The sequence below is a fragment of the Hyunsoonleella aquatilis genome, assembly GCF_014270105.1.
Lineage (GTDB): Bacteria > Bacteroidota > Bacteroidia > Flavobacteriales > Flavobacteriaceae > Jejuia > Jejuia aquatilis.
This window is the reverse complement of sequence record NZ_JACNMF010000001.1, coordinates 255,403-279,890: the sequence shown is the minus strand read 5'-3', so window position 1 is coordinate 279,890 and position 24,488 is coordinate 255,403. Positions and strand designations below refer to the sequence as shown.

20 protein-coding genes are annotated in these 24,488 nt (G+C 39.2%); 5 read left to right on the top strand and 15 right to left on the bottom strand.

The annotated features are described in order from the left end of the window. Window positions 1-9: 9 nt before the first annotated feature. From H7U19_RS01115 to H7U19_RS01105, 3 genes are all read right to left on the bottom strand, one after another. Complete coding sequence (locus H7U19_RS01115; protein WP_186557996.1) at window positions 10-1,839, bottom strand: GNAT family N-acyltransferase; 1,830 nt, start codon at window positions 1,837-1,839, stop codon at window positions 10-12. A gap of 20 nt (window positions 1,840-1,859) precedes the next feature. Further along, window positions 1,860-3,113, bottom strand: coding sequence for an aspartate kinase (locus H7U19_RS01110; protein ID WP_186557995.1), 1,254 nt, complete (start codon window positions 3,111-3,113; stop codon window positions 1,860-1,862). A gap of 62 nt (window positions 3,114-3,175) precedes the next feature. Further along, window positions 3,176-3,658: a GNAT family N-acetyltransferase gene (locus H7U19_RS01105; RefSeq protein ID WP_186557994.1), complete on the bottom strand. Its 483-nt coding sequence runs from the start codon at window positions 3,656-3,658 to the stop codon at window positions 3,176-3,178. A 118-nt stretch (window positions 3,659-3,776) separates the two neighbouring features. Between H7U19_RS01105 and fbp the strand changes: the two genes are divergently transcribed. Then, window positions 3,777-4,784 (top strand): class 1 fructose-bisphosphatase, encoded by a 1,008-nt coding sequence (gene fbp, locus H7U19_RS01100; protein WP_186557993.1) that lies wholly within the window; start codon window positions 3,777-3,779, stop codon window positions 4,782-4,784. A 72-nt stretch (window positions 4,785-4,856) separates the two neighbouring features. On the opposite strand, the gene H7U19_RS01095 is transcribed toward fbp, so the two are convergent. From H7U19_RS01095 to H7U19_RS01050, 10 genes are all read right to left on the bottom strand, one after another. Then, the gene (locus tag H7U19_RS01095) at window positions 4,857-5,984 is read right to left on the bottom strand and encodes a T9SS type A sorting domain-containing protein (RefSeq protein WP_186557992.1); all 1,128 of its coding nucleotides are present in this window, start codon (window positions 5,982-5,984) and stop codon (window positions 4,857-4,859) included. Window positions 5,985-6,196: 212 nt separating this feature from the next. Then, window positions 6,197-6,751: a hypothetical protein gene (locus tag H7U19_RS01090; protein ID WP_186557991.1), complete on the bottom strand. Its 555-nt coding sequence runs from the start codon at window positions 6,749-6,751 to the stop codon at window positions 6,197-6,199. A gap of 5 nt (window positions 6,752-6,756) precedes the next feature. Beyond that, entirely contained in the window at window positions 6,757-7,257 is a 501-nt protein-coding gene (locus H7U19_RS01085) for a Riean_0653 family protein (protein ID WP_186557990.1), read from the bottom strand. A gap of 42 nt (window positions 7,258-7,299) precedes the next feature. Then, window positions 7,300-7,569: a hypothetical protein gene (locus tag H7U19_RS01080; protein ID WP_186557989.1), complete on the bottom strand. Its 270-nt coding sequence runs from the start codon at window positions 7,567-7,569 to the stop codon at window positions 7,300-7,302. A gap of 33 nt (window positions 7,570-7,602) precedes the next feature. Continuing rightward, window positions 7,603-8,139, bottom strand: a complete 537-nt coding sequence (locus H7U19_RS01075) for a hypothetical protein (protein ID WP_186557988.1) — start codon at window positions 8,137-8,139, stop codon at window positions 7,603-7,605. Between the two features lie 46 nt (window positions 8,140-8,185). Beyond that, window positions 8,186-8,794: a hypothetical protein gene (locus H7U19_RS01070; RefSeq protein WP_186557987.1), complete on the bottom strand. Its 609-nt coding sequence runs from the start codon at window positions 8,792-8,794 to the stop codon at window positions 8,186-8,188. A gap of 63 nt (window positions 8,795-8,857) precedes the next feature. Beyond that, the gene (locus H7U19_RS01065; RefSeq protein WP_186557986.1) at window positions 8,858-9,790 is read right to left on the bottom strand and encodes a hypothetical protein; all 933 of its coding nucleotides are present in this window, start codon (window positions 9,788-9,790) and stop codon (window positions 8,858-8,860) included. Between the two features lie 22 nt (window positions 9,791-9,812). Further along, window positions 9,813-10,769: a DUF6175 family protein gene (locus tag H7U19_RS01060; RefSeq protein ID WP_186557985.1), complete on the bottom strand. Its 957-nt coding sequence runs from the start codon at window positions 10,767-10,769 to the stop codon at window positions 9,813-9,815. Window positions 10,770-10,785: 16 nt separating this feature from the next. After that, window positions 10,786-11,307, bottom strand: a complete 522-nt coding sequence (locus H7U19_RS01055; RefSeq protein WP_186557984.1) for a hypothetical protein — start codon at window positions 11,305-11,307, stop codon at window positions 10,786-10,788. An 11-nt stretch (window positions 11,308-11,318) separates the two neighbouring features. Next, window positions 11,319-12,557, bottom strand: a complete 1,239-nt coding sequence (locus tag H7U19_RS01050) for a hypothetical protein (RefSeq protein ID WP_186557983.1) — start codon at window positions 12,555-12,557, stop codon at window positions 11,319-11,321. A gap of 195 nt (window positions 12,558-12,752) precedes the next feature. Between H7U19_RS01050 and H7U19_RS01045 the strand changes: the two genes are divergently transcribed. Further along, window positions 12,753-14,777 (top strand): tetratricopeptide repeat-containing sensor histidine kinase, encoded by a 2,025-nt coding sequence (locus H7U19_RS01045; RefSeq protein WP_186557982.1) that lies wholly within the window; start codon window positions 12,753-12,755, stop codon window positions 14,775-14,777. Further along, window positions 14,764-15,411, top strand: coding sequence for a response regulator transcription factor (locus tag H7U19_RS01040; protein WP_186557981.1), 648 nt, complete (start codon window positions 14,764-14,766; stop codon window positions 15,409-15,411). The genes H7U19_RS01045 and H7U19_RS01040 overlap by 14 nt, the downstream gene beginning before the upstream one ends. Before the next feature lie 108 nt (window positions 15,412-15,519). Here H7U19_RS01040 and H7U19_RS01035 read toward each other — a convergent pair whose 3' ends face one another. Beyond that, window positions 15,520-16,986, bottom strand: coding sequence for a glutamate synthase subunit beta (locus tag H7U19_RS01035; protein WP_186557980.1), 1,467 nt, complete (start codon window positions 16,984-16,986; stop codon window positions 15,520-15,522). A 4-nt stretch (window positions 16,987-16,990) separates the two neighbouring features. After that, complete coding sequence (gene gltB, locus H7U19_RS01030; RefSeq protein WP_246454571.1) at window positions 16,991-21,502, bottom strand: glutamate synthase large subunit; 4,512 nt, start codon at window positions 21,500-21,502, stop codon at window positions 16,991-16,993. Between the two features lie 490 nt (window positions 21,503-21,992). Between gltB and H7U19_RS01025 the strand changes: the two genes are divergently transcribed. Together H7U19_RS01025 and H7U19_RS01020 are read left to right on the top strand one after the other, a co-directional pair. Next, entirely contained in the window at window positions 21,993-22,961 is a 969-nt protein-coding gene (locus tag H7U19_RS01025) for an outer membrane beta-barrel protein (RefSeq protein ID WP_246454570.1), read from the top strand. Window positions 22,962-23,065: 104 nt separating this feature from the next. Further along, on the top strand, window positions 23,066-24,349 hold the full coding sequence (locus tag H7U19_RS01020) for an ammonium transporter (protein WP_186557978.1): 1,284 nt from the start codon (window positions 23,066-23,068) through the stop codon (window positions 24,347-24,349). Window positions 24,350-24,488: the final 139 nt, after the last annotated feature.

The window sequence follows — 24,488 nt, the reverse complement described above, 5'->3', positions numbered from 1 at the left end:
TGCACCGGTTTAACTGTCTCCATTCTGGCCCGCCAATTTGCGTTCCAACTCTGCCTGGAATTCTTCCATAACGGGACGCACAGTACTCTCGGGCAAATCGGCTATTTTAATATACATCAATCCGTCCACCGAATTATTGAACAGAGGATCCACATTAAAAGCTACCAATTTGGCATTTTGTTTGATATACTTTTTCAAAAGAACGGGCAGTCGCAGTGCGCCTGGCTCAATTTCATCAATAAATTTATCGAATTTGTTTAAATCAGCTTCGGCTTCATCAAAAACAAAATCTTTATCAGCATCTTTCAATTTTACTTTAAATTCCTTTTTTGGGCGCACGTATTGTGCAATATAGGGATCGTAATAATGCGATTTCATAAACTCGACCATAAGAGACTTTGAAAAGTTGGAAAACTGGTTGCTGATACTAACCCCACCAATGAGGTAATTATGCTCTGGATGGCGCAAAGTGGTGTGCACAATACCTTTCCATAATAAAAATAGTGGCATTGGCTTTTGTTGGTATTCTTTGATGATGAAAGCTCGACCCATTTCAATTGATTCGCTCATCATTTTATAAAGCTCCGGCTCAAACCGGAACAGATCGTGTAAATAAAACCCCTCAATACCAAATTTTGCAAAAATTTTAGAGCCCAATCCCATTCGATAAGCCCCGGCAAGGATATTCTGTTCGTTGTCCCAAAGAAACATATGGTGGTAATAATTGTCGAAAGCATCCAAATCGATGGCTTCATTGGTGCCTTCGCCAACCTCTCTAAAAGTGATTTCCCGCAAGCGCCCAATTTCCCTGAGAATGTGGGGTATCTGACTTGCTTCGGCCAAAAACACCTCATAATTTTTGCTTTCCAATAGGCGTTCACTTTTTCTAAGGGCTTCAACTTCTTTCAACATTAAACCACTATCCACCGGAGTAACAATATTTTTAGGGTGTTTTGGCACTTTTAACTGTGAGGAAATATTGTCTAAAATTTTTGGCTTCTCTTCAAAAGCATTGGAGAGCATATACGTTTTTCGTCGTATAAAATCTGAGAAATCATCTAGACTTTCGTGCTCCCTTTGGTCATCAATACTAATGGGTCTTCCAATCCTGACTTTGATAGTTCGGCGTTTTTGAGTCAGCAGCTCCGAAGGCAGTTTGGCTGTTCTAAAAGTATCGTTTATTTTGGAAAGCTTATAAAACAGTTTGCTGTTTTTGGCGTGAAAGTATATAGGCACAATTGGTACCTCTGCCTTTTTAACCAATTTCATAGCGGTCTCTTCCCAAGGGCGGTCTACCACTAATTTTCCATCGCGATAGGTGGAAACTTCACCTGCCGGAAAAATACCAAGCGGATGCCCTTCTCGCAAATGCAAAATGGCATTTTTGAAGCCAGCAACGCTGGACTTTACATCCTTTCGGTCTTCAAAAGGATTTACAGGCATGATGAAGGGCTTTATAGGCTCTATACGATGCAAAAGAAAATTTGCGATAATTTTAAAATCCTCGCGTTGTTCCAGCATTAATTTTAATAGAAGAACTCCGTCAATACCCCCAAGCGGATGATTGGAAACAGTTATATAGGCACCGTCTTTCGGCAGTCGTTTTAGGTCCTCCTCCGGGATTTCAAACTTAATCTGAAAATCACCAATAATTGCGTTCAAGAACGAAAGGCCATTTAATTTTTTATGGCGCCTATAAATCTTGTTTAAGGTGGAAATTTTAAGAACTTTCATCAAAAGCCAGCCAATAAACGTGCCGATAAAACCATATTTGTCCAATTGTATGGCTTTAGCAACCTCCTTTGCGCTAACCAATCCCGAATCTTGTTGTTTCCCCATTGACGTAAAAGTAATAAATATTAAGATTTGGTGACCAATTGTACTGTTTCCTGGGTCATTTGTTTTAGTAAAATGGTTTTATCCGTTTCCAATGTCTTTAAAACAACATCATTGTAGTGTCTTATGGTATAGAGTGAGACGCCGGCATGACAAGTCACTCTAAATTTTGCTTTTAAATGTTGCAAGAGTTGTTCTAGAGTGTCATAGACGTTATCGATGCAGACCGAAAAACTAATAGCTGAATTTTGAATGACGTCCACTTTCATTTTAAACTGATGTAACAACCTAAAAATGTCGCTTATGTTTTCTTCAATGATATATGAAAAATCCAAAGACGACAACTTGATTAACACCTGATTTTTCTTTAGTATAAAACAGGGTACAGTGGGTTTTAAGGTGATGCCTTTTCCCACTCTGGTACCCTGATTTTCAGGATTTAAAAATGATTTTACAAAAAGTGGGATTTCCTTCCTTTGCAGGGGCTGTAAAGTTTTAGGGTGAATGACCGAGGCTCCGTAAAAAGCCAGTTCGATGGCTTCCTCATACGATATCTGATGTAATAGTTGAGCGTTTTCGAAGTAGCGCGGATCGGCGTTTAATACCCCTGGGACATCTTTCCAAATTGTAACATTAACGGCGTTAAGGCAATAGGCATAAATAGCGGCCGTATAATCGCTGCCTTCCCTACCCAAAGTGGTAGTGAAATTGTTAGCGTCACTCCCCAAAAATCCTTGGGTAATATTTAAAACTTTTGGGTTAAAATCCGCTGTGATTCTCCGCTGGGTTTGATTCCAATTCACGTTGGCTCGCCTGTAATAATTATCAGTCTTTATATGGTTTCTGGCGTCAATCCATTTGTTGCCGATACCAATATTAATAAGATATTCGCTGATGATGGTGGTTGAAACCAGTTCGCCATAACTTACGACTTGATCGTACACAAAATTATAATCTGGGGATTTGTTGGAGCGCAAAAACCCATCCAATTCCTTAAAAAGGGAAGCGGTTTTTTTGAATACGGGGTGGTTTTCGTTTTCAAACAAATCAAGCAAAATCGCATTGTGATATTTGATGACGTCCTGCAATGCACTTTTAAGTTCGGCGCTGTTTTCAAAATAATTTTTAACCACAACCTCCATGGCATTGGTAGTTTTGCCCATGGCCGAGACAACCACCAAAGTATTTTCAAAACCCAAAGTTTTCAAAACCTTGGCTAAGTTTTTGACCCCCTCAGCGTCTTTTACTGAGGCTCCACCAAATTTGAATACCTGCATTATTGTTGAGTCGTTTTGCTGTTAGTTGTTTAGTTGATCGGTTGTTTTGCTTATAAAATGGACTACCCTAATTTAGAAATATAGTGTTTAATGCTTTCTTCACTCATTTGGACAACGTCCCAATCGCGCATGACGTTTGCGCCTTTATTTTCGTAAAACGCGATTGCAGGTTCGTTCCAATCCAGCACCTCCCAATTGATGCGTTTTACGCCAAGTTGATACCCGTATTTGATGACTTCATCCAATAGCATAGAGCCAATACCTTTGCCCCGCATAGCTTCACTTACGATGAGGTCTTCCAGATGAATTGCCCTTCCTTTCCAAGTGGAATAACGGTTATAAACCAAGGCAATACCCTCTATTTTTGAATTGACCTCGGCTACAAAACAATGAAACTGAGGAGCTTCGCCAAAACCGTCATTTTCCAAATCTTCAACTGTTACCTCAACGGCATCAGGTTCTTTTTCAAAAACAGCTAGTTCTTGAATTAATCCAAATACTTGGGCCATGTCTTTTTTCTGGGCATTTCTGATAGATACTTCCATAAATTATTAATTAAATTCAAATATAGTTCAAAAGTTTACTATTTTGTAGAACGTAAAAAATGAAAACCATTTGTTACTTAATTTTTACAAACAACTATAACACTAAACATCTTTAGCTATGTCCAACAAAAAACAAACATTAGGAGAATTTATAATTGAAAACCAGACATCTTTTAAGTATTCCTCTGGGGAACTTTCCAGCCTATTAAACTCCATCCGTCTTGCTGCAAAAGTGGTGAACCATGAAGTAAACAAAGCCGGCTTGGTTGATATTATCGGTGCCGCTGGAGACACAAATATTCAGGGCGAAGACCAGCAAAAATTAGATGTATATGCTAACGAAAAGTTTATTCAAACCTTAACAAGAAGAAATATTATTTGTGGACTGGCCAGTGAGGAAGAGGACGATTTTATTACTATAAACAGTCAGGATGAGAACCATCAAAATAAATATGTGGTGTTGATTGACCCCTTGGATGGGTCTTCCAATATTGATGTAAATGTATCGGTTGGTACCATTTTTTCTATTTACAGACGGGTTACACCAATTGGAACTCCAGTGCAATTGGAAGATTTTCTGCAAAAAGGGAGTGAGCAGGTAGCTGCTGGATATGTGGTGTATGGCACTTCTACCATGTTGGTATATACTACGGGTGATGGGGTAAACGGATTTACTCTAAATCCTGCAATAGGGTCTTTTTACCTTTCGCATCCTAATATGCAGTTCCCTTTGGATGGCAATATATACTCTGTAAACGAGGGAAATTATTTTGATTTCCCTCTTGGCATTAAAAACTATATTAAGTATTGCCAACAGGAAGAGGGAAATAGGCCTTATACTTCAAGATATATAGGCTCTTTGGTTTCTGATTTCCATAGAAATATGATAAAGGGCGGGGTGTACCTATATCCTCAAGGCTCTAGAAACCCAAATGGTAAATTGCGCTTGTTATACGAATGCAACCCGATGGCCTATTTGGCAGAGCAGGCCAACGGAAAGGCCAGTGACGGATTCACAAGAATTATGGATATTGAACCAACGGAATTGCACCAACGCGTACCGTTTATTTGCGGAAGCAAAAATATGGTAGATAAAGTTGAAGAGTTTATGCGCAATGCTGAATAAAAAAATGCGGGTGTTTTCACCCGCATTTCGATTAATACCCCAGTTCATAGCAAACCTGTTGGGAATAGTAATCTAGTTTTTTATGATTTTGAACGATGCACTTCCTGATTCGGTTTTTAAATTCAAAAAATAAAGTCCTTTCTTAAAGGTTGAAATGTTAATTGAGTTACCATTTTTTTCAAATTCTCCTTTTTTTACAATTCGGCCTTTTACGTCAAATAAATAGAAATCAAACAGTTGGGTTTTAGATGTAATGTGTATCTCTTTTTCCACTGGATTTGGATAAATACTTATAGAGGCATCATTAAATTCCGAAATCGATAATGAAGAACAAGTAGGATAAGTTCTTCTGGCTCTGCTTATATTAGTCCAAACCGTCGGTGCCACATAACCTTGAGTAATGTTGGCCGTAGGATGTCCATCAGTATTATTGGTGATGACTTCCCTAGTTTTGATTACATACTGGCTGTTGTCCCAGTCCTTGAACAACTTTTCTATTAAAAAGTCATCCGAGTCATAGGTGAATTCGATGAGGAAATCCTTAACAAATGTACCATTTTCCCAATCTTCGTTCACTTCTGTCTCAATAAGGTCTGCCGGAGAAAAAGTAAAAGTGTTTTTGTAAGAAGTATCCCAGCTATTGCCATTCCATAAGTAGACATTCTCATATTCGAAATAAATGGTGTTGTTATAGTTAACAAATTCCTGTTTTTTATACTCTTTCCAGGTATCATTTCCGTCATCCCATCTATATGTAATAATTTCGGAGGGGTGCATAAAACCGTTAAAAGTGTTAAATATTTTTTCATTTTCTTTCCAGACATTATTTTCCATAATATATGAAGTCGTATTATCTATAGTATCTCCATTATAGATATTCACAAATTTTTCCGATTCTACCCAATCATTCCCATCCCATACAGAATGAATAGCAGTAATTTTTTGGTTGTTATTTTCATAAGTGAGTTCCTGAAGAATACTATTTTCAAATTGATCGGTATTGACATTTAGAGCTTGGGTGATTACTTTAATGAGCATGCAATCTCCATTAAATTCAAACACGGAATTTGTAAAATGTTTCCATCCTCCAGTATCTGCAAGATCAATGTCCCATGTTTTTGGTTGTGGGGCGCTATATTGCTGAGAAAAGACATGTAGCCCCAAAAATATAGAAAGTAGTAAAAGTAATTTTGTTTTCATTTTTTAAATGTTCAAAGAGTTATTGATAATAGCAAAATAAATTTTTTTGAAAGGCTTGCTTAAAAAGCAAAGACAGCCTTTTTTCTATTTATGTAAGATAGGGGATGGTAGATCTTTTCGATATGCAATTCTCAGGGGCTTGAAAAACTTACTAGGAACTTGTATTTCTCCTAATAACCCTTTAGTAATAGACCGATGAGAATAGCATTTTTTTATTTCCTGAAAGGAACATCCTTAAAATCACCTTCCATGGCATACGTTTTTCCGCCAGCATACCATCCGTCCAGTGTGTCTAAACCTGTACAATTAAAAGTACCCGAAATTGTAGATGTTTCCATATTAACCTCCGTTATTTTTAAATAGACATCGTCCTTAGTATAAGCACTGTAAACTGATGGGCTTGATGCATTTTCATCATTATACAGGACGTAATCCATTTTTAATTCATCCTCACCTGAAAACGCGGCTCCGGCTACCAAATCGTTAATATCAACATCGTATATAAATATTCTGAAAGATGGTCTTGGGTAGACATTTGGGCCATTTGTGTGTATCAAAAAACCTTTAGGGTTGCCTGTATTGAAACCAGCAGTCATAAAATCATCACTGTCAAAAGTTGTGGTTTCGTCATCAATGGTTAAATTGAAAGTACCGTTGTGCTCTTCAAATAAGCTTCCATCAATATCTTCAGTAAGATCAATATTATCTGACAGTGAACATCCCACAACAAGAAAACATAAAAATGGAAGCAAAAGTAATCTTCTCATACAAGTTAAAACTTTATGTTGCTAAATTCCCCTTCGGTAATATTTACAGTTTGACTCAATTCGTCGTCTACAAGTGTAAAATTGAATTCTCCTGAGACAAGACCATTATCATAATCAACAGAAATAATTTTTATAAAATAACTGGCACCAGGTTCATCTTCCCAAGCGTCGATATCCTGGTCCTGATCAACAAAATTGGCCTCGACATAAAAGCCAGCCGTGGCATCCGTGATTTCCAATCCATTGGAAAGTCCTTGAAAGGCATCCATAGTGATAGTAAAATCAATCGTTTTGATATTGGTCATGTTATCATTAGTACCTCCGATAGCTAGATACTTCCCGTTAAGCTCAAGTGTAAATATTAAATCATGACGAGCTACAAAACTCTGGCCATCTATTTTTGCTGTAAAGGAGCTATTGCCGTTGGACTGATTATTGGAACCTCCATTGGAGCAGGCAGAACAAAGCACTAACAATAGTAAATAAAAATATCGCTTTGTTTTCATTTTTATGTTTTCAACTTTTACAAGAAAAAAATGAGCTTGAGGCTAATTCCCCTCCATACAATCCTCAGAGGCTTCAAGTGCGTCAATTAAAGCCTGAAAGGAATTTTCATCGTCAAAGGCGGCACAATCAGCTTGTAGCTTTTTTAGTTCGCTAACCTGCTCTCGACAGCTAAGGTTATCGTCATTGTTGGAATACCTTAGGAGTTGTTCGTAGCATTCCGTCGCATTAAACGTGTTCCTAACTGCTTCCGTTTGGGAACATCCCGAGAATAATAGGCACAAAACCATGCCTATAAAAATTGAATTTTTCATAGAAGTTTAAAATTTGAATTGATTATTGTTTAGCTAAAATTTGAAACAAACTCCACCTGAGATATTGGAAATTCCGTAGCCAGCTTCAACAAAGGCCGCGAGAAATTCGGTAAAAAACCATCGCGCACCAATAAATCCGGAATGATCTAATCTGTTATCATAGCTCCTTAGGTTGTTTCCTTGGTTATCCGAATAAAAATAATATCCCAGCAAAAAACCTGCGTAAAGATCGAGTTCGTCAATTTCAAACCCATTGTAATGATAGGCCGGACGTACTCCAATAGCAGTTTGAGAAAATTTGTAGTCACTCGAGCTGAATCGATACTTTATGGTCCTGTGGCCTACATACCCACCAAGGCTAATAATCCCAGGCCCAGGGATTTCCCAAATGCCTCTGTCGTAGCTTACACTGAATACTGGACTCACCGTTGTTGAAGAATAATAAGACTCGTAATGGCCACCAAAACCTGCGCCGACGTTAATGGCGTTGGTGCCCTGTACAAAACCTTGTGCGCCTAAAGTAAAGATTGAACATACGGCAAATGCAATGCCTAAGAATAGTTTTTTCATAATTATTCAGATTTGATTATTGTTAGTTTCGGCTAATATAGTTGATTTATTGTTTTTCAGAAAAATTGTTTGAATCATAAAGTAACCTTCCTGTATTGTCGGGAATGTAAACGCCATCAGGATTCCCTTTGTTGTCTAGCATCATCAGCACCATTTGAGCGTCTTCAATGCCGTTTTCAGTCATTTTTCCTGATATGGCAATAGTGGACTCAGCTGGTACCGAGTTGCTGATTTGTGTTGTTGTTTTCAAAAACATTGAAAACTCATTATTGGAACCAGAAATAAAAGCCCCATTTCCCTCATCCACTTGGGAAGCCCCAATATGGTTGCCATTATAGTCAATGGTAAGCTCACTATTATTTTGATTCTTAAAGGAGGCCATATAATTTGCAAACGTTTTTCCAGGAGTATCTCCTGAAACAGTAGAACTTAAAAGCTTTAAAGGGCTAAATAAGTACGCGCCTTCTAAATTAGGAGGGGTGTTCCCTGTGTTTATTAAAAAGCCTAAATCTTCTAGGGCGTCAAGAATTTCTGGGCTGTAGAAGTCTTCTATACTCCTTAAGGAGCCGTCAAATCCACCACCACCATCGTCATCACTTTTACAGCTAAAAATTAATGCGAAGGTTAAAAGTGCTAGAAATAATTTTGTTTTCATGGTTTTCGATTTTTAAGATTAATAATTTATGTTAATAGCATTTTCAAGTTTGGCGTATTGAGGCTAATACCACCCCCTAATATTGTATGTTGGTTGTTGGTTTAGGCCGTAGGCCACTCCAACATCCCTGGCGGCTTGTATGCTGGATTTTTCGTTATCAAGTTCTTTAAGTTTAACGTGCCATTCCCTATCCAAAAGTTCTTTGGCTTTTATACGTTCTGCAATATTTTCGTATAAGGTTTTTGCTTTTGGAAAACATGTGGCCATAGGCTCAATTCCAGATAATAAAAGCCCGGCTGCATTAGCGGCTTCAAGGTCCTGGTTAGCAGCCCAAATGGCCGAAGCTTCGTTAAATTTGACCTCACAATCCCTGTTGATGGCTTTTATGTAAAGAGGCCTTAATTTTGATTTTACGTTGTCAAAACACGAGCTTACTTCCGGTACGCTGCTCAAAGTAAATAGAGCCTCCCCAAATTCGTTTTGTGCTTCAAGGTTTTGAGATTTTTTAACCAACAGCTCACAATTTTGGTCATAGTATTCGATGATTTTTTGCTTGCTTTTTGATACAAAACTTTTAATGTTCGGGCTGTTTGGTTTAATAGTTTTAAGTGCGGCGATATAAGCTTTGTTTTCATTAGTACCCACACCCTTAAGCGGAATGGATTCACTTGCAAATAGATTTCCCCCGATGCCATCGCCAATGTAAAGGGATAAGTCTATATTTAATACCACCATGGCAGGTGCTGTACCCGTTATGTTTTTGTTCAAAACCGTGATGTTAGGCACAAGGATGAATCGGGGATTATAGACATTGTCGCTTATGCCGTTTTCGGTAATAATTCGATTCAATTTGTTTTTCAGCATGTTTCTGGCATGCGTAGGGATACCCTCAGACTGTTCAGGGATATACGCGCCTAATGTAATGCCGTTATTGTTTTCTTGAGCCGTTAGCAACAGCGCACCTAAGAAACATACTGTAAATATTAATTTTTTCATTTTCAATGTTGTTTTCAATGGATTATTTGCCCCCCAAAATTATTGTAGCCCTTCCCAATCCTTTCATCACCAGTTTGTTTGGAATACTGTATGGAGCTTCCTTCAAGAATTTGCTTAAACCTCGGGTAAACCTTCGAGCATCAATAGCTCTGTTTTTTTCATTATAAAGAGGAATTCTTACTTGTTCAAAAAGCATCATATTTTCAGATTCGTCAGTAGTGCTGAACCGGCCTTGAACCGTATTGTCAGCTAGCCAATCCTCAATGATATCACGCAATTCTTCCCCGTCATATTCAGACTCCAGATCACCATCCCAATCGTCCCATTTTTGGATGCGGATAATGACCTCTCTGCCATTTTCGAACATATCATCAAAATGCATTTGTAGGGATTCTGTAAATCTGTCCATGTGGGACAAAACAGCTTCAGAAAGCAAAACAGGCATTTCCGCTGAAAAGGAAGGTGCACCCGTGCCGACGGCAGTGGCTACCTGCTTATCGGTATAGGCATCCAAGCCTTGCATGTTGAAGGTTATTGATTTTTTTGGGCCAGTCGTATTCACGGTCCAAGTCAATTGGATAATGATATCAGCTTTAGCCGTCTTCTTGAAAACATCGATAGGGCTTTCGCTAATACCGCTCCCAGAGGATTTCGAAGTACGAAGATTGTCTTCCGCAGCATTGGAATTTAAGGTTTTTATGACCGACTCCATGTTTTTTAAAGGGAAACCTCTTTCTGCCATCAAACCATTAATATGACTTATCACTTGGAGCAACTCGGCATTTTCCTGAAAGGCTTTTTTGTAATCTGGGATTTTTACCGTGGTACCTTGGTCGTCAAATGTCATCATGTAGCCATTTTTAAGGCACCAAACATCGCTGGGCACCACCATCAAAGTGGGTTTCTTTGCCTGCCCAAATACCGAACCGTAAGCAAAAAGTATACAGAATGCAACTATAAATTTGTACTGTTTTTTCATAAGTGATTATTTTAAATTAAAACCCTGAGGCTAAACCTCGAATAATGCCTTCGTCCTCTAGTCGCTTTCTAAGTTGGGCAAACTGAATATTTACAATGATTCCAATCTTATATTCGCGCTTGCTTACTTTTAGCCGATCTCCGGGCGCAATGGCTCCATCGGTTGCGGAGGACACGTACTTTAAATATTCTCCACCGTCGGCAAAAAATGCTTCAAAAAACTCCTTGAACTTTTCCTCCGTATCTGCTGATTTTACCAGTGGGCTTTGCGAAGTGCATCCTTGTCCGCCACCGGCGTAGCCTTTAAAAATGATACCGTGTACAGCATTTTTCATCCCTCTGGAAATGGCATGCTTTGGGTTTTTGGAATACGACCATACCTTTACAAGTTTTGAACCTTGTTTGGCAATGCCTTCGCAAACCAAATCATAACGCCATATTTCGGTGTCCTTATTGGCCTTGTTCTTTTTCCATTGGGCATTTACGCTCGTGCCGATACACAGAAGCAATGCGAGTATTAAAAGCGATTTTAGTTTCATAAGTATTGTTATTAATTAATTTGCCTTATTAACATACCGGCAAAATATTTTTTCTTTCCACCACTGAATGTTGTATAGGTTATTGGCGAAGGGTTCTCCTCTTCCGCATTATATCTGTTGTCCCAAATATGGTCTTTGTCTACTTTAATAATACCCAATCGTTGGTATTCCACAATCCCATTTTCGTTCAGTACCTGTTCCAGTACCTCATATTTATCGCCTTTCTCCAAACCTTCTTTTAAGCCTATTTTAGCAGCAAGGGGATCAACGCCTATAAGAGGTGTTTTCGTCCTAAAAACTTCATGGGTGCGCTGTAATTTCGCAATAACATTATCAATAGCCTTGATGGTGGCAATGCCAATGAGTTCCTCGTTTGTCTTTGTAGTTAGCTTGGTGCTTTGAAGGTCGGCCCAAGAGATTTCGGTACCAATATATTCCAGTTTGAATACGTCGGTATCATCAAAGGCTTTTTTCTTTTCTGGGTCTAAGTTGTTATCATCCGTCCAAAAGTTGTTGTAAAAAATTGCTGCCGTTTCCTCATTCCAAACCAATTTAAAAAGGTGGGCCTTGGTTTTGATGATGTACCCTTTTCCTAAAAACTCCACACTTTCCGACGAAGCATTGGCAAGTTGGACAGTATGTCCATCCCCAACTCTTGAGGCTATGCTTGAAACTTTGGACAGTATGCTGTTGGTTTTTTTCGCAACTTCCTCTTTATTGGTGTATTTAAAATCGTTGACAATGACGAAGGTGTTTTGTATCAAAGCCTCCCCCGCATCGGACAAAAGTGCGGCACCACGCTCGCTGTTATTTGCTATTTTCACATCTAAATCTGTTGCATTGTAGTGTCCCCTTTCGGCTACCAAATCCATATTGAAGCCCCCCGTTTCACTTCTATTGAACCATTTTGCCACTATGGATTTTGCCAGATCGTTTGTGTTCAAATAAGAAAGAATCTCCTTATGCTTGGAGGATTTATCTTCGTCGGTTTCTACTTGGCCAGACAGGGCATCCGCCTTCGGAACCAAGCGCATGTCTACCATATGGTTATTAAACTTATCGATTAAGGGCGCGTTTATGAAAATATCCCGAATTGTTTCGCTATGCTCCCTGGTGTCGTCAGTAATCATTATGGTGTGCAGGGAGCTGCGCTTATACTTCACGTCAACCGTCGTCTCTTGTCCTGTGAGACTGAATGAAGTCATGGCAAATAGTATAAAAAGAGCTACGATTTTTCGCGATAGAAGCATCAAAGGTTTTTAATATTGATTAATAGCAACACCGTAACAGCTTGTAGAAAGTAATTGTAGGTTTAGGGCTGGTTTGGAGTATCAATAATAACTTATATCCTTTGAGAGAGCAATCCGTAAATTCCCGTAATTTTTTTCATGCAAGGTGTTTTTCATCCAATATTTTTTAATTTGGTGGAGGTTAAACAATTCTTAATGAAAATCACTTTTCTTTTCTTGCTAAGTTTTTTTAATAGCTTGCTGATATTTTGTCAGTCGTTTTCAGAAGAAAATGATAAAAGGATTGTTGAAGCTTTGATTAAACAAGGGGACAGCCTTAAAAAAACGGACACAAAAAAGGCACATGAAGTTTTTAGAAAAGGGTTGTCCATCGCGCTTGATCACAACTTTAACGAAGAGGTTGCCATACTTTACAAAAAAATTGGAACACAATATTATCTGAATCAGGATTTCGTTAAAGCAGACAGATACTATAACAAAGGGCTAAACTTTGATAGTATTTCTAAAGTAGCCGCCGATTTAAACTACAATGCATCATTGGTGAAAGAGAAGCTTCACCAAGGCGATAGTGCTATGGTATATCTGGAGAAAAGCTTAAGGCTTTATGAAAAGCTTGAGCTGAATAACTCGGGCTATAAGGCTTTTTTAAGGGCGGGTTATGTATATAAGGACCTTCAATTGTACACAAAGGCACTTAAATACTCAATAAAGGCCTATGAAGGGTTTAAAAAAGATGGGGATAATTCTAAATTGGCTGATGCTTGCACTACTATAGGTAATATCCAAAACCAAATGGGCCACCATTATCAGGCACTAAACTATCATTTTCAAGCGCTTGAACTAGAAAAAAATCTAGACCATGGCTTTGGCAAAGGTATTTGCTACACCAATATTGCCAGTGTTTACGATGATTTAAAGATGCACGACTCCGCCATTGCCAACTATCAAAAAGCACTTGTTCACTTTGATAAAAAGAGTGGCCCATATGCTAAGCTTTTGAGTAACATGGCCATAACCTATTGTGATTTAGGCAATAAAAAATCCAGTGTAGAATTGTTCAACGAATCCATAAAAATCAATCAAAATTTAAGGGACACTATTTCTCTTTTATATAATTATAATGGGATAACCCACCTTTTTTTAAAACATAATAGCCTAAAACAAGCAAGGCGTTATTTAGATATGGCTAACCACCTGCTTCCGGTTATCAAGGATAAACGTGCTATTCTTAGCGCTTATGAGAACGAAGCAGAATACCATAAAAAGGTTAAGGATTATAGAACGGCACTGGCATTTCAACTGAAATATTCTGATCTGTATAAAGAGGTATACAATACGCGACAGGCTGAACTTGTGCAAACCATGAGGGCAAACTTTGAATATGAACAAAGAGAAGACAAGATACAGGCCTTGAACCTTAAAAATAAAAATGCCCAACTACTGCTTTCTGAAAAGAACGAAAGTATCCAATATAAAAACCTTACGTTAATTATTTTAGGGATCATTATTCTGTTGGTGGTAATTATTTACCAATTCTTTTTACAGCGGCAAAAAACGGCTGTTCAAACTGTTAGAATAGAAAAGTTGGAAGCCATTTATGACGGCCAAGAAATCATAAAAAAACGTATAGCACGGGATTTGCACGACATCATTACAACAAACTTTGACGGGCTTCGCCTCAGGGTTTTGGCATTAAAGCGCAGCTCAAATCTTAAACAAAGTGTGGATGGCATTACTGACGATCTTAAAAAGATGAACCTGCAAATACGAATGGTATCACACAGGCTTTACCCACTGGAAATGTACATGGGCAATCAGAAATTTACCGATATCATAAAATCTAGATTGAGCGAGTTCCAACTGTACGGTAATGTGTTTGTTGAACTGGAAGACGAATTGCCGGATCTATTGAACGGCCTGTCAATTGGAGTACAAAATAATTTATATGGGATTTTATTGGAAGTATTGAATAATGTTGAAAAACATGCTCATGCCACAACACTCAACATTAAAAATTCTTTAGACGACGAAAACAACATGAACATTGTATTTGAGGACAATGGTATAGGCATCACCAATAAACACAAGGAGGGCATTGGCCTTATGAATATCAAACAACGTGTTGAAATACTGGAGGGCACCTGCAACATTGGCAAAACCAAAACAGGCACGAAAGTACATATTAATTTTCCGGTAAAAATCACTGATGAAAACCTTTAAATCTGACATTTTGATTGTAGACGACTCCGTAATTTTTTCACAGGGCATGGTGGCCCTTTTGGAAGAGTTTCCAGATTATGTCAGTAGTATCAAGGTAGCGCATAACTATCAGCAGGCCTTAAGCATATTGGCCACAAAAACGGTATCAACGCTGATATTGGACCTAAATTTTGAGTCCGAGGATTATAATGGATTTGATATTGCCAGAAAGGTTAAAGCCTTTCATCCCAAAGTAAAGATTATCATTCTGACCCAGGAGGCGAAGATTGACAATTATGAAGTGTTGTTTAATGATATCAATGTAGATGGATACTTGGACAAGCAATTGGGCATTGAAGAAACCTTGGAGGCTCTCACCGCAGTGGCAAATGACGAACGATACATCGATAAAAATATTAGGGCCATGCTGGAGATTGGTAAATGGCTGAACATATCCAAAAGGGAAAAAGACGTAATTGGCCTATTGTCTGCCGGTTTAACCCAAAAGGAAATTGCCGAACAGCTAAATATAAGCAGTAGAACCGTTGAAACGCATATAAAGAATTTAACTACTAAGATGGGAGCAAAAAATACGGCGCATTTGGTATCTATTTATACCAAATACAGAAGTGGTAATCGGGAGAATGGGATATGATGAATGGTCTTAAATACAGAAATGTTTAGCCACGTAAAAGTTATGAAATGAATGAATAAAAAAGCGAGCCTAATAGCTCGCTTTCTTTATAATATTTAAGCAAAAATCCTAATGCAAACTCACCAAATCTCCAGCTTCATCCTTAGTTGGCAAATCGGTTTTACCCATCAAATAAAGATCCACTTGCCTTGCGGCTTCACGACCTTCCGAAATGGCCCAAACAATCAAGGATTGCCCTCTGCGCATATCGCCTGCCGTAAAGACGTTTGGAATATTGGTTTGATATTTTCCGTATTCGGCTTTATAGTTGGAGCGGGCATCCTTTTCAAGCCCCAACTTGTCTGCTAAAGTACTTTCCGGCCCTGTAAAACCTAAAGCTAATAATGCTAAATCGCACGGCCAAGTTTTTTCAGTACCTTCAATTTCAATTAGTTGTGGACGCTGTCCAGGTACCATTTTCCACTCAACGTTCACAGTTTTTAGGGCTGTTAGTTTATTGTTTTTATCCGTTACGAATTCTTTGGTATTTATCAACCAGTTACGCTCAACCCCCTCTTGGTGTGAGGAAGACGTTTTCAATTGCAACGGCCAGAAAGGCCAAGGTGTTGTTGGAGAACGATGCCCAGGAGGCTTTGGCATAATTTCAAAATTAACTACTGATTTTGCGCCATGTCGATTCGATGTCCCAATACAGTCAGAACCTGTATCGCCACCACCAATAACTATCACGTGCTTATCCGTAGCCATTATCTGATTCTCTACCTTTTTGCCAAACAAAACTTTTGTCTGTTGCGTTAAGAAATCCATCGCTTGAACCACGCCATCCGCATCAATACCCGGTGTAGGCAGACTACGTCTTTCGGTAGCACCACCGCAAAGAACTACAGCATCAAAAGCCTTTAGTTCTTTTACATCATAATTAACCCCAACGTTCACATTGGTTTTAAAAACGATACCTTCTTCCTCCAAAATGGCCAAACGGCGGTCGATAATCTCCTTTTCCATTTTGAAATTAGGAATCCCGTAGCGTAGTAAACCACCAATTTCGTCATCGCGTTCAAAAACAGTAACGGTATGACCGGCTCTGTTCAATTGCTGCGCCGCCGCTAATCCTGCAGGGCCCGAACCAACTACAGCAATGCTTTTTCCCGATCTTGTTTTAGGGGGCTGAGGTTTAATCCAGCCTTCTTTAAAAGCACGCTCAACAATCTGTTTCTCAATATTCTCAATGGAAACAGGATCTTCAATAATGCCCAATACACATGATTTTTCACAAGGCGCTGGACATAATCTACCTGTAAATTCAGGGAAATTATTTGTGGAATGCAAAATCCAAGAGGCCTTTTGCCACTCACCTTGGTGCACCATATGATTAAAATCTGGGATTAAATTCCCTAAAGGACAACCACTATGGCAAAATGGAATGCCACAGTCCATGCAGCGCGAACCTTGTTTTGTAATTTCCTCTTCGGAAAGAGGCACTGTAAATTCCTTATAATGTTTTACACGATCTTCTACAGACGTGTACTTTTCATCTTGTCTGTCAAATTCTTTAAAACCTGTTACTTTCCCCATGTCTCTAAGCTGTTAATTCTTCTACCATTGGTTCTTCAGTCTCTAAACGCTTCAATGCACGTTTGTATTCAATTGGCATCACTTTTACGAAATTGCCCAAACTGGTATCCCAATCTGAAAGCAGTTCTTTTGCAATGTCACTATTGGTATAAAGTGAGTGCTTTTCTATCGAAGCTCTTAATTCATTGGCATCTTCGCTGGTAATATCCTCAAACTCTATGGTTTCGGTATTACACAAACCATTCACAAATTTATGGTTTGGGTCATACACATATGCGATTCCACCGCTCATTCCTGCGGCAAAGTTTCGTCCCGTTTTACCAAGCACGATGATACGCCCACCTGTCATGTACTCACAACAATGGTCACCAACACCTTCAACAACGGCTGTAGCTCCAGAATTTCGAACTGCGAAACGTTCTCCCGCGATACCATTAATATAAGCTTGGCCATTTACCGCTCCAAATAAACATACATTACCAACAATAATGTTTTCATTCGCTTTAAAAGTGGCGTTGACAGGTTTCTTTACAATAAGTTTCGCGCCCGAAAGCCCTTTCCCAAGGTAGTCGTTGGTATTGCCCTCCAAAGTAAAGGTCAATCCAAATGCTCCGAATGCACCGAAACTTTGCCCAGCAGAACCTTTAAAGTTGATGTTCAAAGTATCTTCAGGCAAGCCTAAATGGCCGTATATTTTTGAAATTTCGTTACTTACTATGGCACCAACGGTACGGTTAACATTACTGATTGGGTACTGCAAGGTCATTTTTTCTTTGCGGTACATGGCGCGATGCGAATCCTTTAATATTGTAAAGTCAAGCACCTCATCGAGATTGTGATCTTGCTCTTCCGTATTTCTCACCACTAATTCACTATAAGCGGCGGGTCTGTGTAAAATACTCGATAAATCCAGCCCTTTTGCTTTGTAATGCTTAATAGCTTTATTAGCATTTATTTTATGGGTTTGTCCAATCATCTCGGCCATAGTTCTAAACCCTAACTGCGCCATTATACCTCTCAGCTCCTCAGCAATATAGAAGAAGAAGTTGATAACATGTTCCGGTGTACCCTTAAAGTTTTTGCGCAACTCTTTATCTTGAGTGGCAACCCCAACAGGGCAAGTATTTAAATGACATTTGCGCATCATAATACATCCGGATGCAACCAGTGGCGCCGTTGCGAAACCGAATTCCTCAGCTCCGAGCAATGCTGCTACGGCCACATCACGGCCAGTTTTCAACTGTCCGTCACATTCTACAACAATTCTACTTCTTAAGTTGTTCAATACCAAGGTTTGCTGGGCTTCTGAAAGTCCGAGCTCCCAAGGTAAACCGGCATGCTTTAATGACGTTAAAGGAGAGGCTCCAGTGCCGCCGTCGTATCCTGAAATCAAAACAACATCGGCCTTAGCCTTGGCAACCCCTGCGGCAATAGTTCCAACTCCAACTTCGGATACTAATTTAACATTTATCCTGGCGTCGCGGTTGGCATTTTTTAAATCGAAAATCAATTGTGCCAAATCCTCAATGGAATAAATATCGTGATGTGGTGGTGGTGAAATCAATCCTACAAAAGGTGTTGAATTTCGAGCCGCAGCAATCCATGGCAATACCTTTTCTCCAGGTAATTGTCCACCCTCACCAGGCTTTGCACCTTGTGCCATTTTAATTTGAATCTCCCTAGCATTAGTCAAATAGTGTGACGTTACCCCAAAACGACCAGAAGCGACTTGCTTAATAGCAGAGTTTCTACTATCTCCATTGACGTCCGGATGGAAACGATTTCTATCTTCGCCACCTTCTCCAGAATTAGATTTGCCGCCGATTCGGTTCATGGCAATAGCCAAATTTTCATGCGCTTCACGCGAAATGGAACCGTAGGACATCGCTCCCGTTTTAAAGCGTTTTACAATTTCCGTCCACGGCTCAACCTCATCAATTGGGATAGGATCTAAATTGTCAAATTCAAACAATCCGCGAATGGTCATTAAGTTTTCAGATTGTTCGTTTATGGCTTTGGAATAAGTATCGTAACTATGTTGATCGCTCAATCTAACAGCTTGTTGTAATTTAGCAACAGTGGTAGGGTTAAACATGTGCCGTTCACCGTTACGTCTCCATCGATAATCTCCACCAATATTCAAGCCTAAACGCTTGTCGATTAACTTATCTGGATAAGCTAGCTTGTAGCGCTCGTTAATTTCTTTTTCTATTTCGTAAAGCCCAATACCCTCAATTCTGGACGTGGTATAGGGGAAATATTTTTCAACAAACTGCGAATTAAAACCAACAATCTCAAAAATTTGCGAACCTCTATATGAATGCAAAGTTGAGATTCCAATTTTGTTCATAATCTTCAGGATGCCTTTCCCGATAGCTTTGTTGAAGTTTTCAACTGCTTGATCCTCGTTCAAATCAGAAATAAAGCCTTCTTTCACCTGCATTCTGATGATTTCGTTCACCATGTAAGGATTGATGGCACTCGCGCCATAACCGAATAGAGTTGCAAAATGATGTGGTTCACGAGGTTCGGCAGATTCGATAATTATATCAAAATAGGAACGCTTCCGTAAACGGTTCATCTGATGATTTACATACGAACATGCCAACAATGAAGGTATCGGTGCAAATTCCTCGTTCACCCCTCTATCAGATAGGATAATAATATTTGTTTTACGCTCTAATGCTTTTTCTATTTGAACAATAATGTCGTCCAAAGCATCTTCCAAACCATTCATACCTTTTGCTTTTGGATACAACATTTGAATGGTCTCCGCTTTAAAGCTTTCGATCTGAATAGTTCTGATTTTTTCCAAATCTGCGTTGGAAATCACGGGATTTTGAATACGCAACTTTCTGCATTGTCTTTCGGTTATGCTGAAAATATTACGATCCTTACCAAGGTTCAAACTAATATCAGTAACGATTTCCTCGCGGATGCCATCCAAAGGCGGATTGGTCACCTGAGCAAAGAGTTGCTTAAAGTAGTTTGAAATCAATTGAGGTCTATCCGATAACACGGCCAATGGCGTGTCAATTCCCATAGATCCGAGGGCTTCTTTTCCCTTTTGCGCCATCGGTGTTATGACCTCCTGAATATCTTCGAATGTATAGTTAAAAAGACGTTGCCTTGTTTTAATATCAATCGTCTCAATAGGACACGTTTCGCTGGTGTACGGCACATCCCTTAGGTGTAAACGAGTCTTCCCTAACCACTCTTTGTATGGGCGTTGCGATACAATTTCTGACTTGATTTCTTCGTCGTCAATGATGCGTCCTTCGTTCATATCTACCAAGAACATTTTTCCTGGTTCCAATCGGCCATGCATCTCAATATCTTCCGGGTCGATGTCTACCACACCAACTTCAGAAGCCATGATCAATTTGCCACTTTTGGTCACGGAATACCTTGATGGCCTTAAACCATTTCTATCCAGAAGCGCTCCAATATAATCCCCATCCGTAAAAGGCACAGATGCAGGGCCATCCCAAGGCTCCATAATACAGCAATTGTATTCGTAGAAGGCCTTTTTGTCATCGCTCATGGTAGCGTGTTTCTCCCAAGCTTCAGGAATCATCATCATCATTATTTCAGGAAGGGAACGGTCTGTATGCGTTAGGAGCTCCACTACCATATCCATGGAGGCGGAATCCGATTTCCCCGGAAGGATAATCGGGAACAATTTTTCAATCTGCGGACCAAACACATCGCTCCTCATGATTTCCTCGCGCACGCGCATGCGACTTACGTTACCTCTCAAGGTATTGATTTCGCCGTTCTGGCACATAAAACGGAACGGTTGAGCCAATTCCCATGTAGGCATGGTATTGGTTGAAAAACGCTGGTGCACTAAAGCCAGTCTGGTTACCAAATCCTTTTGCTGTAAATCGGTATAATATGGCCCAATATCCTCGGGCATAATAATACCCTTATATATCAAGGTCGTTGTGGATAAACTTGGCACATAAAAATAGGAACTCTGCGATATCTTTGACTCAATAATGGCGTGCTCTGTAATTTTACGTGCGGCATAAAGCTTAGCCTTAAACGTAACTTCATCAATAGCTTCTGTTTTGCCAATAAAAATCTGTTCGATCGTAGGCTCTGAGGCCAAGGCAATTTGCCCTAGCTGCGTGGAATCCACAGGGACCTCGCGCCATCCTAAAATAGTAAGACCTTGAGCTTCAACTTCTCTTTCAAAAACGTCCTTACAATATATATATTGGTTTTGGTTTTTTGGCAAAAACACCATACCGACGGCGTACTCCCTTTGGGCTGGGATGTCAAATTCGCACACACGCTTAAAATAATCATGAGGGATATCTATTAATAGACCCGCGCCGTCGCCTGTTCTTCCGTCCGCACTTACACCGCCGCGGTGTTCCAATTTCACCAGAATTTCTAAAGCATCATGGATAATTTGGTTTGTCTTTTCGCCTTTAAGGTTACAGATAAAACCAGCTCCACAGTTTTCATGTTCGAATTCGGGGGAATACAGTCCTTGTTCTTTCAACATAATCAACAGAAAATTAATTAAATGATTTTGGTTGGAAACGCTAAGATACACCCTAGTTTTTGATTTACAATAACGGGGATTTCATTATTTCGATTTTTTGATTGAACCGAAGTGAAAAATAGGTTTCTATCAATAATTATGAAATATATTATTAAATATTCAATTGATAATTTTTAGTCAATAATAGAGAAACCTGAATTAAAATTAACAAATGTTGATTTTCTTGAAAAAATGTCATGAAAAACGGACAAACACTAATAATACTTCAAAGAAATGGGTTATTGATATTTCATAAAATCTTGTTAAAAACTAAATACCCCTAAAAAAATAGGGGTAAAATTTAAAAAATCATAAAAGTTGTCTGAATACCCCCTTTTTTTTAGGGGGTGAACTCTTTTTTAAATAGTTTAGCCCCGTCTTAAGGAAATAAATTTTAAAAATTAATAACCAAAATTTAAAGATTATGAAAAAATTATTATTTACCCTCACAATGCTTTTTTGTACAACAGCATTATTTGCGCAGGAGCCGAAGCTATCTATTACAGGTAGTGTAGATGCTTATTGGCAAACATACCTTACGGCTCCGGATAACGAAGGCGTATCTTTTGGAACCGCTTTTGCTGATCAATCCGGTTTTGCTATCGGTATGGGGAACATTATTGCGTCTTACGAAGGTGAGAAGGCTGGTGTTGTTCTTGACTTAGTTACTGGACCAAGAGGTGCTGGAGCTACATTTAACACCGATATCGTTGATGGTATCGTAAACCAAGCTTATGTTTACTATAATGTTTCTGAAAGCACTACATTAACATTGGGTAGATTTAACACCTTTTTAGGGTATGAAGTTATTGCACCTTCTGCAAACTTTAACTACAGTTGTTCTTATTTGTTTTCAAACGGTCCTTTCTCACACATAGGTTTAAAGGCTGATTTTGCTTTATCTGATGATATTAGCTTAATGTTAGCTGTTACCAACCCTTGGGATACCAACAACATTTCTATGACTGGCGAGTATGCACTTGGGGCTCAATTAGGCCTTTACGGTCAATACTTAAACCTTTACTATGATAGTGGCAACAATGGAGGTTTAGGTTTCGAAATCGACTATACTGGTGGTTTCGATTTATCAGATGCTTTCTTCTTAGGAATCAATGCCGCTTATAACGATAATGATGGTTCAGGATTCTACGGAGCAGCTTTATATCCTCAGGTAGCGACATGTGACAGCTTTTCTCTAGGTTTAAGAGGTGAGTATTTTGCAATGCACGGAGATGCTAATCCTGCAGAGGAAAGCGTTATTGCTCTTACCTTAACTGGAAGTTACGAAGTAGGAAACTTTATCCTAAAGCCTGAGATTAGATTAGATTCTTGGAGCGATGACATGCCATATATTGACAATGATGGTGCAGCATCAGATAATCTTGCGGCCTTTACAATTGCCTCAATATTTACTTTCTAAATAAAACATTGAGAAAATCTCAAGAGTAAAGAATTTAGCGAGTTCTTTATGAAAAAGGAACTCGCTTTATTCTCCTTAATTACTAACCATTAAAAACAATAATTATGTCATTATTAAACGTGCCCCTTATAATACAAGACACCGCCGCAATTGAAGGCGACATGGGAATGATGTGGATGCTGATTTCAGGTATCCTAGTATTCCTTATGCAAGCAGGATTTACATTGGTGGAGTCTGGCTTTACGCGTTCTAAAAACGTGGTGAATATTGCCATGAAAAACGTATTGGACATAGCAGTAGGATCTTTGATGTTCTGGTTTATCGGATATTCTTTGATGTACGGAGAATCTGGAAGCGGATGGATAGGTTGGAGTGGATTCATGTTTAACCAAGGCCCAGCAGATTTGTTCTTCCAAACGGTATTCTGTGCCACGGCTGCTACTATCGTTTCTGGAGCCATTGCTGGTAGAACTAAATATACTACCTATATCATTTTCTCAGTAATTATGACTGTTATCATCTATCCAATTGCTGGTGGATGGGAATGGAATGGCGGATGGTTAAATGATACTGATGGCATCATGCCAGCCGAATTTATCGATTTTGCCGGTTCTTCAGTTGTACACGCTGTTGGTGGCTGGGCCGCACTTGTTGCCGCTATTCTTGTTGGTCCTAGATTAGGAAAATATATTGACGGTAAAGCAGTAAATATTCCAGGTCACAACAAATTATTAGCTACTTTGGGTGTATTTATCCTTTGGTTCGGATGGTTCGGATTCAACGGTGGTTCTCAATTAGCTTGGGGTGGTGCCGATGCTGTTGGTGCTTCAATGGTTGTACTAGTAACTAACCTTGCGGCCTCTGCAGGTGCAGTAGGTGCCCTTTTCTTATCATGGTTGAGATATAAAAAACCTAATTTGGATATGACCCTTAACGGAGCATTGGCTGGATTGGTTGCAATTACTGCAGGTTGTGGCAACATGACTGAGTTTGGAGCTATTGCTGCTGGTTTTGTTGGTGGTATCCTTGTGGTATTCTCTATGGAGTTTGTGGAGCAAAAGCTTAAAATTGACGATGCCGTTGGTGCATTTTCAGTTCACGGACTTGTTGGTTTCTGGGGAACAATAGTAATTGGCCTTTGGGGTGTTGATGGAGATACCGGAATTGGTTTATTCAATGGTGGTGGAGCAGATCAGTTCTTAGCACAATTAATTGGAGCTTTGGCATATGCTATTTGGGCCGTTTTAACTTCATTGATATTCTTGACTATACTCAAGAAAACGCTTGGACTAAGAGTAACCGAGAAAGAGGAAATCGAAGGATTAGACTTATCTGAACATGGTGCTTTAGCCTACCCAGGTAAGAGACAAAGAGAAATTGAAGAATAGACAAGACAATAATTCATTCTGATATAAAGATCTCTAAAAGTAAATTTTATCGGATATCATAATATCAATAAAGTTTAGTTTGATTTTTGGATGCCTCGGATTTCTGAGGCATCCTTTAATTTGACGAACTAAGTGCTTT

Excerpts from the sequence above, each read along its gene's own strand:
- H7U19_RS01075 (WP_186557988.1), bottom strand. The coding sequence starts at position 8,139 with ATGAAAAAACTATTCTTAGGCATTGCATTTGCCGTATGTTCAATCTTT.
- H7U19_RS01105 (WP_186557994.1), bottom strand. The coding sequence starts at position 3,658 with ATGGAAGTATCTATCAGAAATGCCCAGAAAAAAGACATGGCCCAAGTA.
- fbp (WP_186557993.1), top strand. The coding sequence starts at position 3,777 with ATGTCCAACAAAAAACAAACATTAGGAGAATTTATAATTGAAAACCAG.
- H7U19_RS01055 (WP_186557984.1), bottom strand. The coding sequence starts at position 11,307 with ATGAAACTAAAATCGCTTTTAATACTCGCATTGCTTCTGTGTATCGGC.
- H7U19_RS01065 (WP_186557986.1), bottom strand. The coding sequence starts at position 9,790 with ATGAAAAAATTAATATTTACAGTATGTTTCTTAGGTGCGCTGTTGCTA.
- H7U19_RS01115 (WP_186557996.1), bottom strand. The coding sequence starts at position 1,839 with ATGGGGAAACAACAAGATTCGGGATTGGTTAGCGCAAAGGAGGTTGCT.
- H7U19_RS01035 (WP_186557980.1), bottom strand. The coding sequence starts at position 16,986 with ATGGGGAAAGTAACAGGTTTTAAAGAATTTGACAGACAAGATGAAAAG.
- H7U19_RS01045 (WP_186557982.1), top strand. The coding sequence starts at position 12,753 with ATGAAAATCACTTTTCTTTTCTTGCTAAGTTTTTTTAATAGCTTGCTG.
- H7U19_RS01085 (WP_186557990.1), bottom strand. The coding sequence starts at position 7,257 with ATGAAAACAAAGCGATATTTTTATTTACTATTGTTAGTGCTTTGTTCT.
- H7U19_RS01080 (WP_186557989.1), bottom strand. The coding sequence starts at position 7,569 with ATGAAAAATTCAATTTTTATAGGCATGGTTTTGTGCCTATTATTCTCG.
- H7U19_RS01040 (WP_186557981.1), top strand. The coding sequence starts at position 14,764 with ATGAAAACCTTTAAATCTGACATTTTGATTGTAGACGACTCCGTAATT.
- H7U19_RS01020 (WP_186557978.1), top strand. The coding sequence starts at position 23,066 with ATGTCATTATTAAACGTGCCCCTTATAATACAAGACACCGCCGCAATT.
- H7U19_RS01110 (WP_186557995.1), bottom strand. The coding sequence starts at position 3,113 with ATGCAGGTATTCAAATTTGGTGGAGCCTCAGTAAAAGACGCTGAGGGG.
- H7U19_RS01025 (WP_246454570.1), top strand. The coding sequence starts at position 21,993 with ATGCTTTTTTGTACAACAGCATTATTTGCGCAGGAGCCGAAGCTATCT.
- H7U19_RS01070 (WP_186557987.1), bottom strand. The coding sequence starts at position 8,794 with ATGAAAACAAAATTATTTCTAGCACTTTTAACCTTCGCATTAATTTTT.
- H7U19_RS01060 (WP_186557985.1), bottom strand. The coding sequence starts at position 10,769 with ATGAAAAAACAGTACAAATTTATAGTTGCATTCTGTATACTTTTTGCT.
- H7U19_RS01050 (WP_186557983.1), bottom strand. The coding sequence starts at position 12,557 with ATGCTTCTATCGCGAAAAATCGTAGCTCTTTTTATACTATTTGCCATG.
- gltB (WP_246454571.1), bottom strand. The coding sequence starts at position 21,502 with ATGTTGAAAGAACAAGGACTGTATTCCCCCGAATTCGAACATGAAAAC.
- H7U19_RS01090 (WP_186557991.1), bottom strand. The coding sequence starts at position 6,751 with ATGAGAAGATTACTTTTGCTTCCATTTTTATGTTTTCTTGTTGTGGGA.
- H7U19_RS01095 (WP_186557992.1), bottom strand. The coding sequence starts at position 5,984 with ATGAAAACAAAATTACTTTTACTACTTTCTATATTTTTGGGGCTACAT.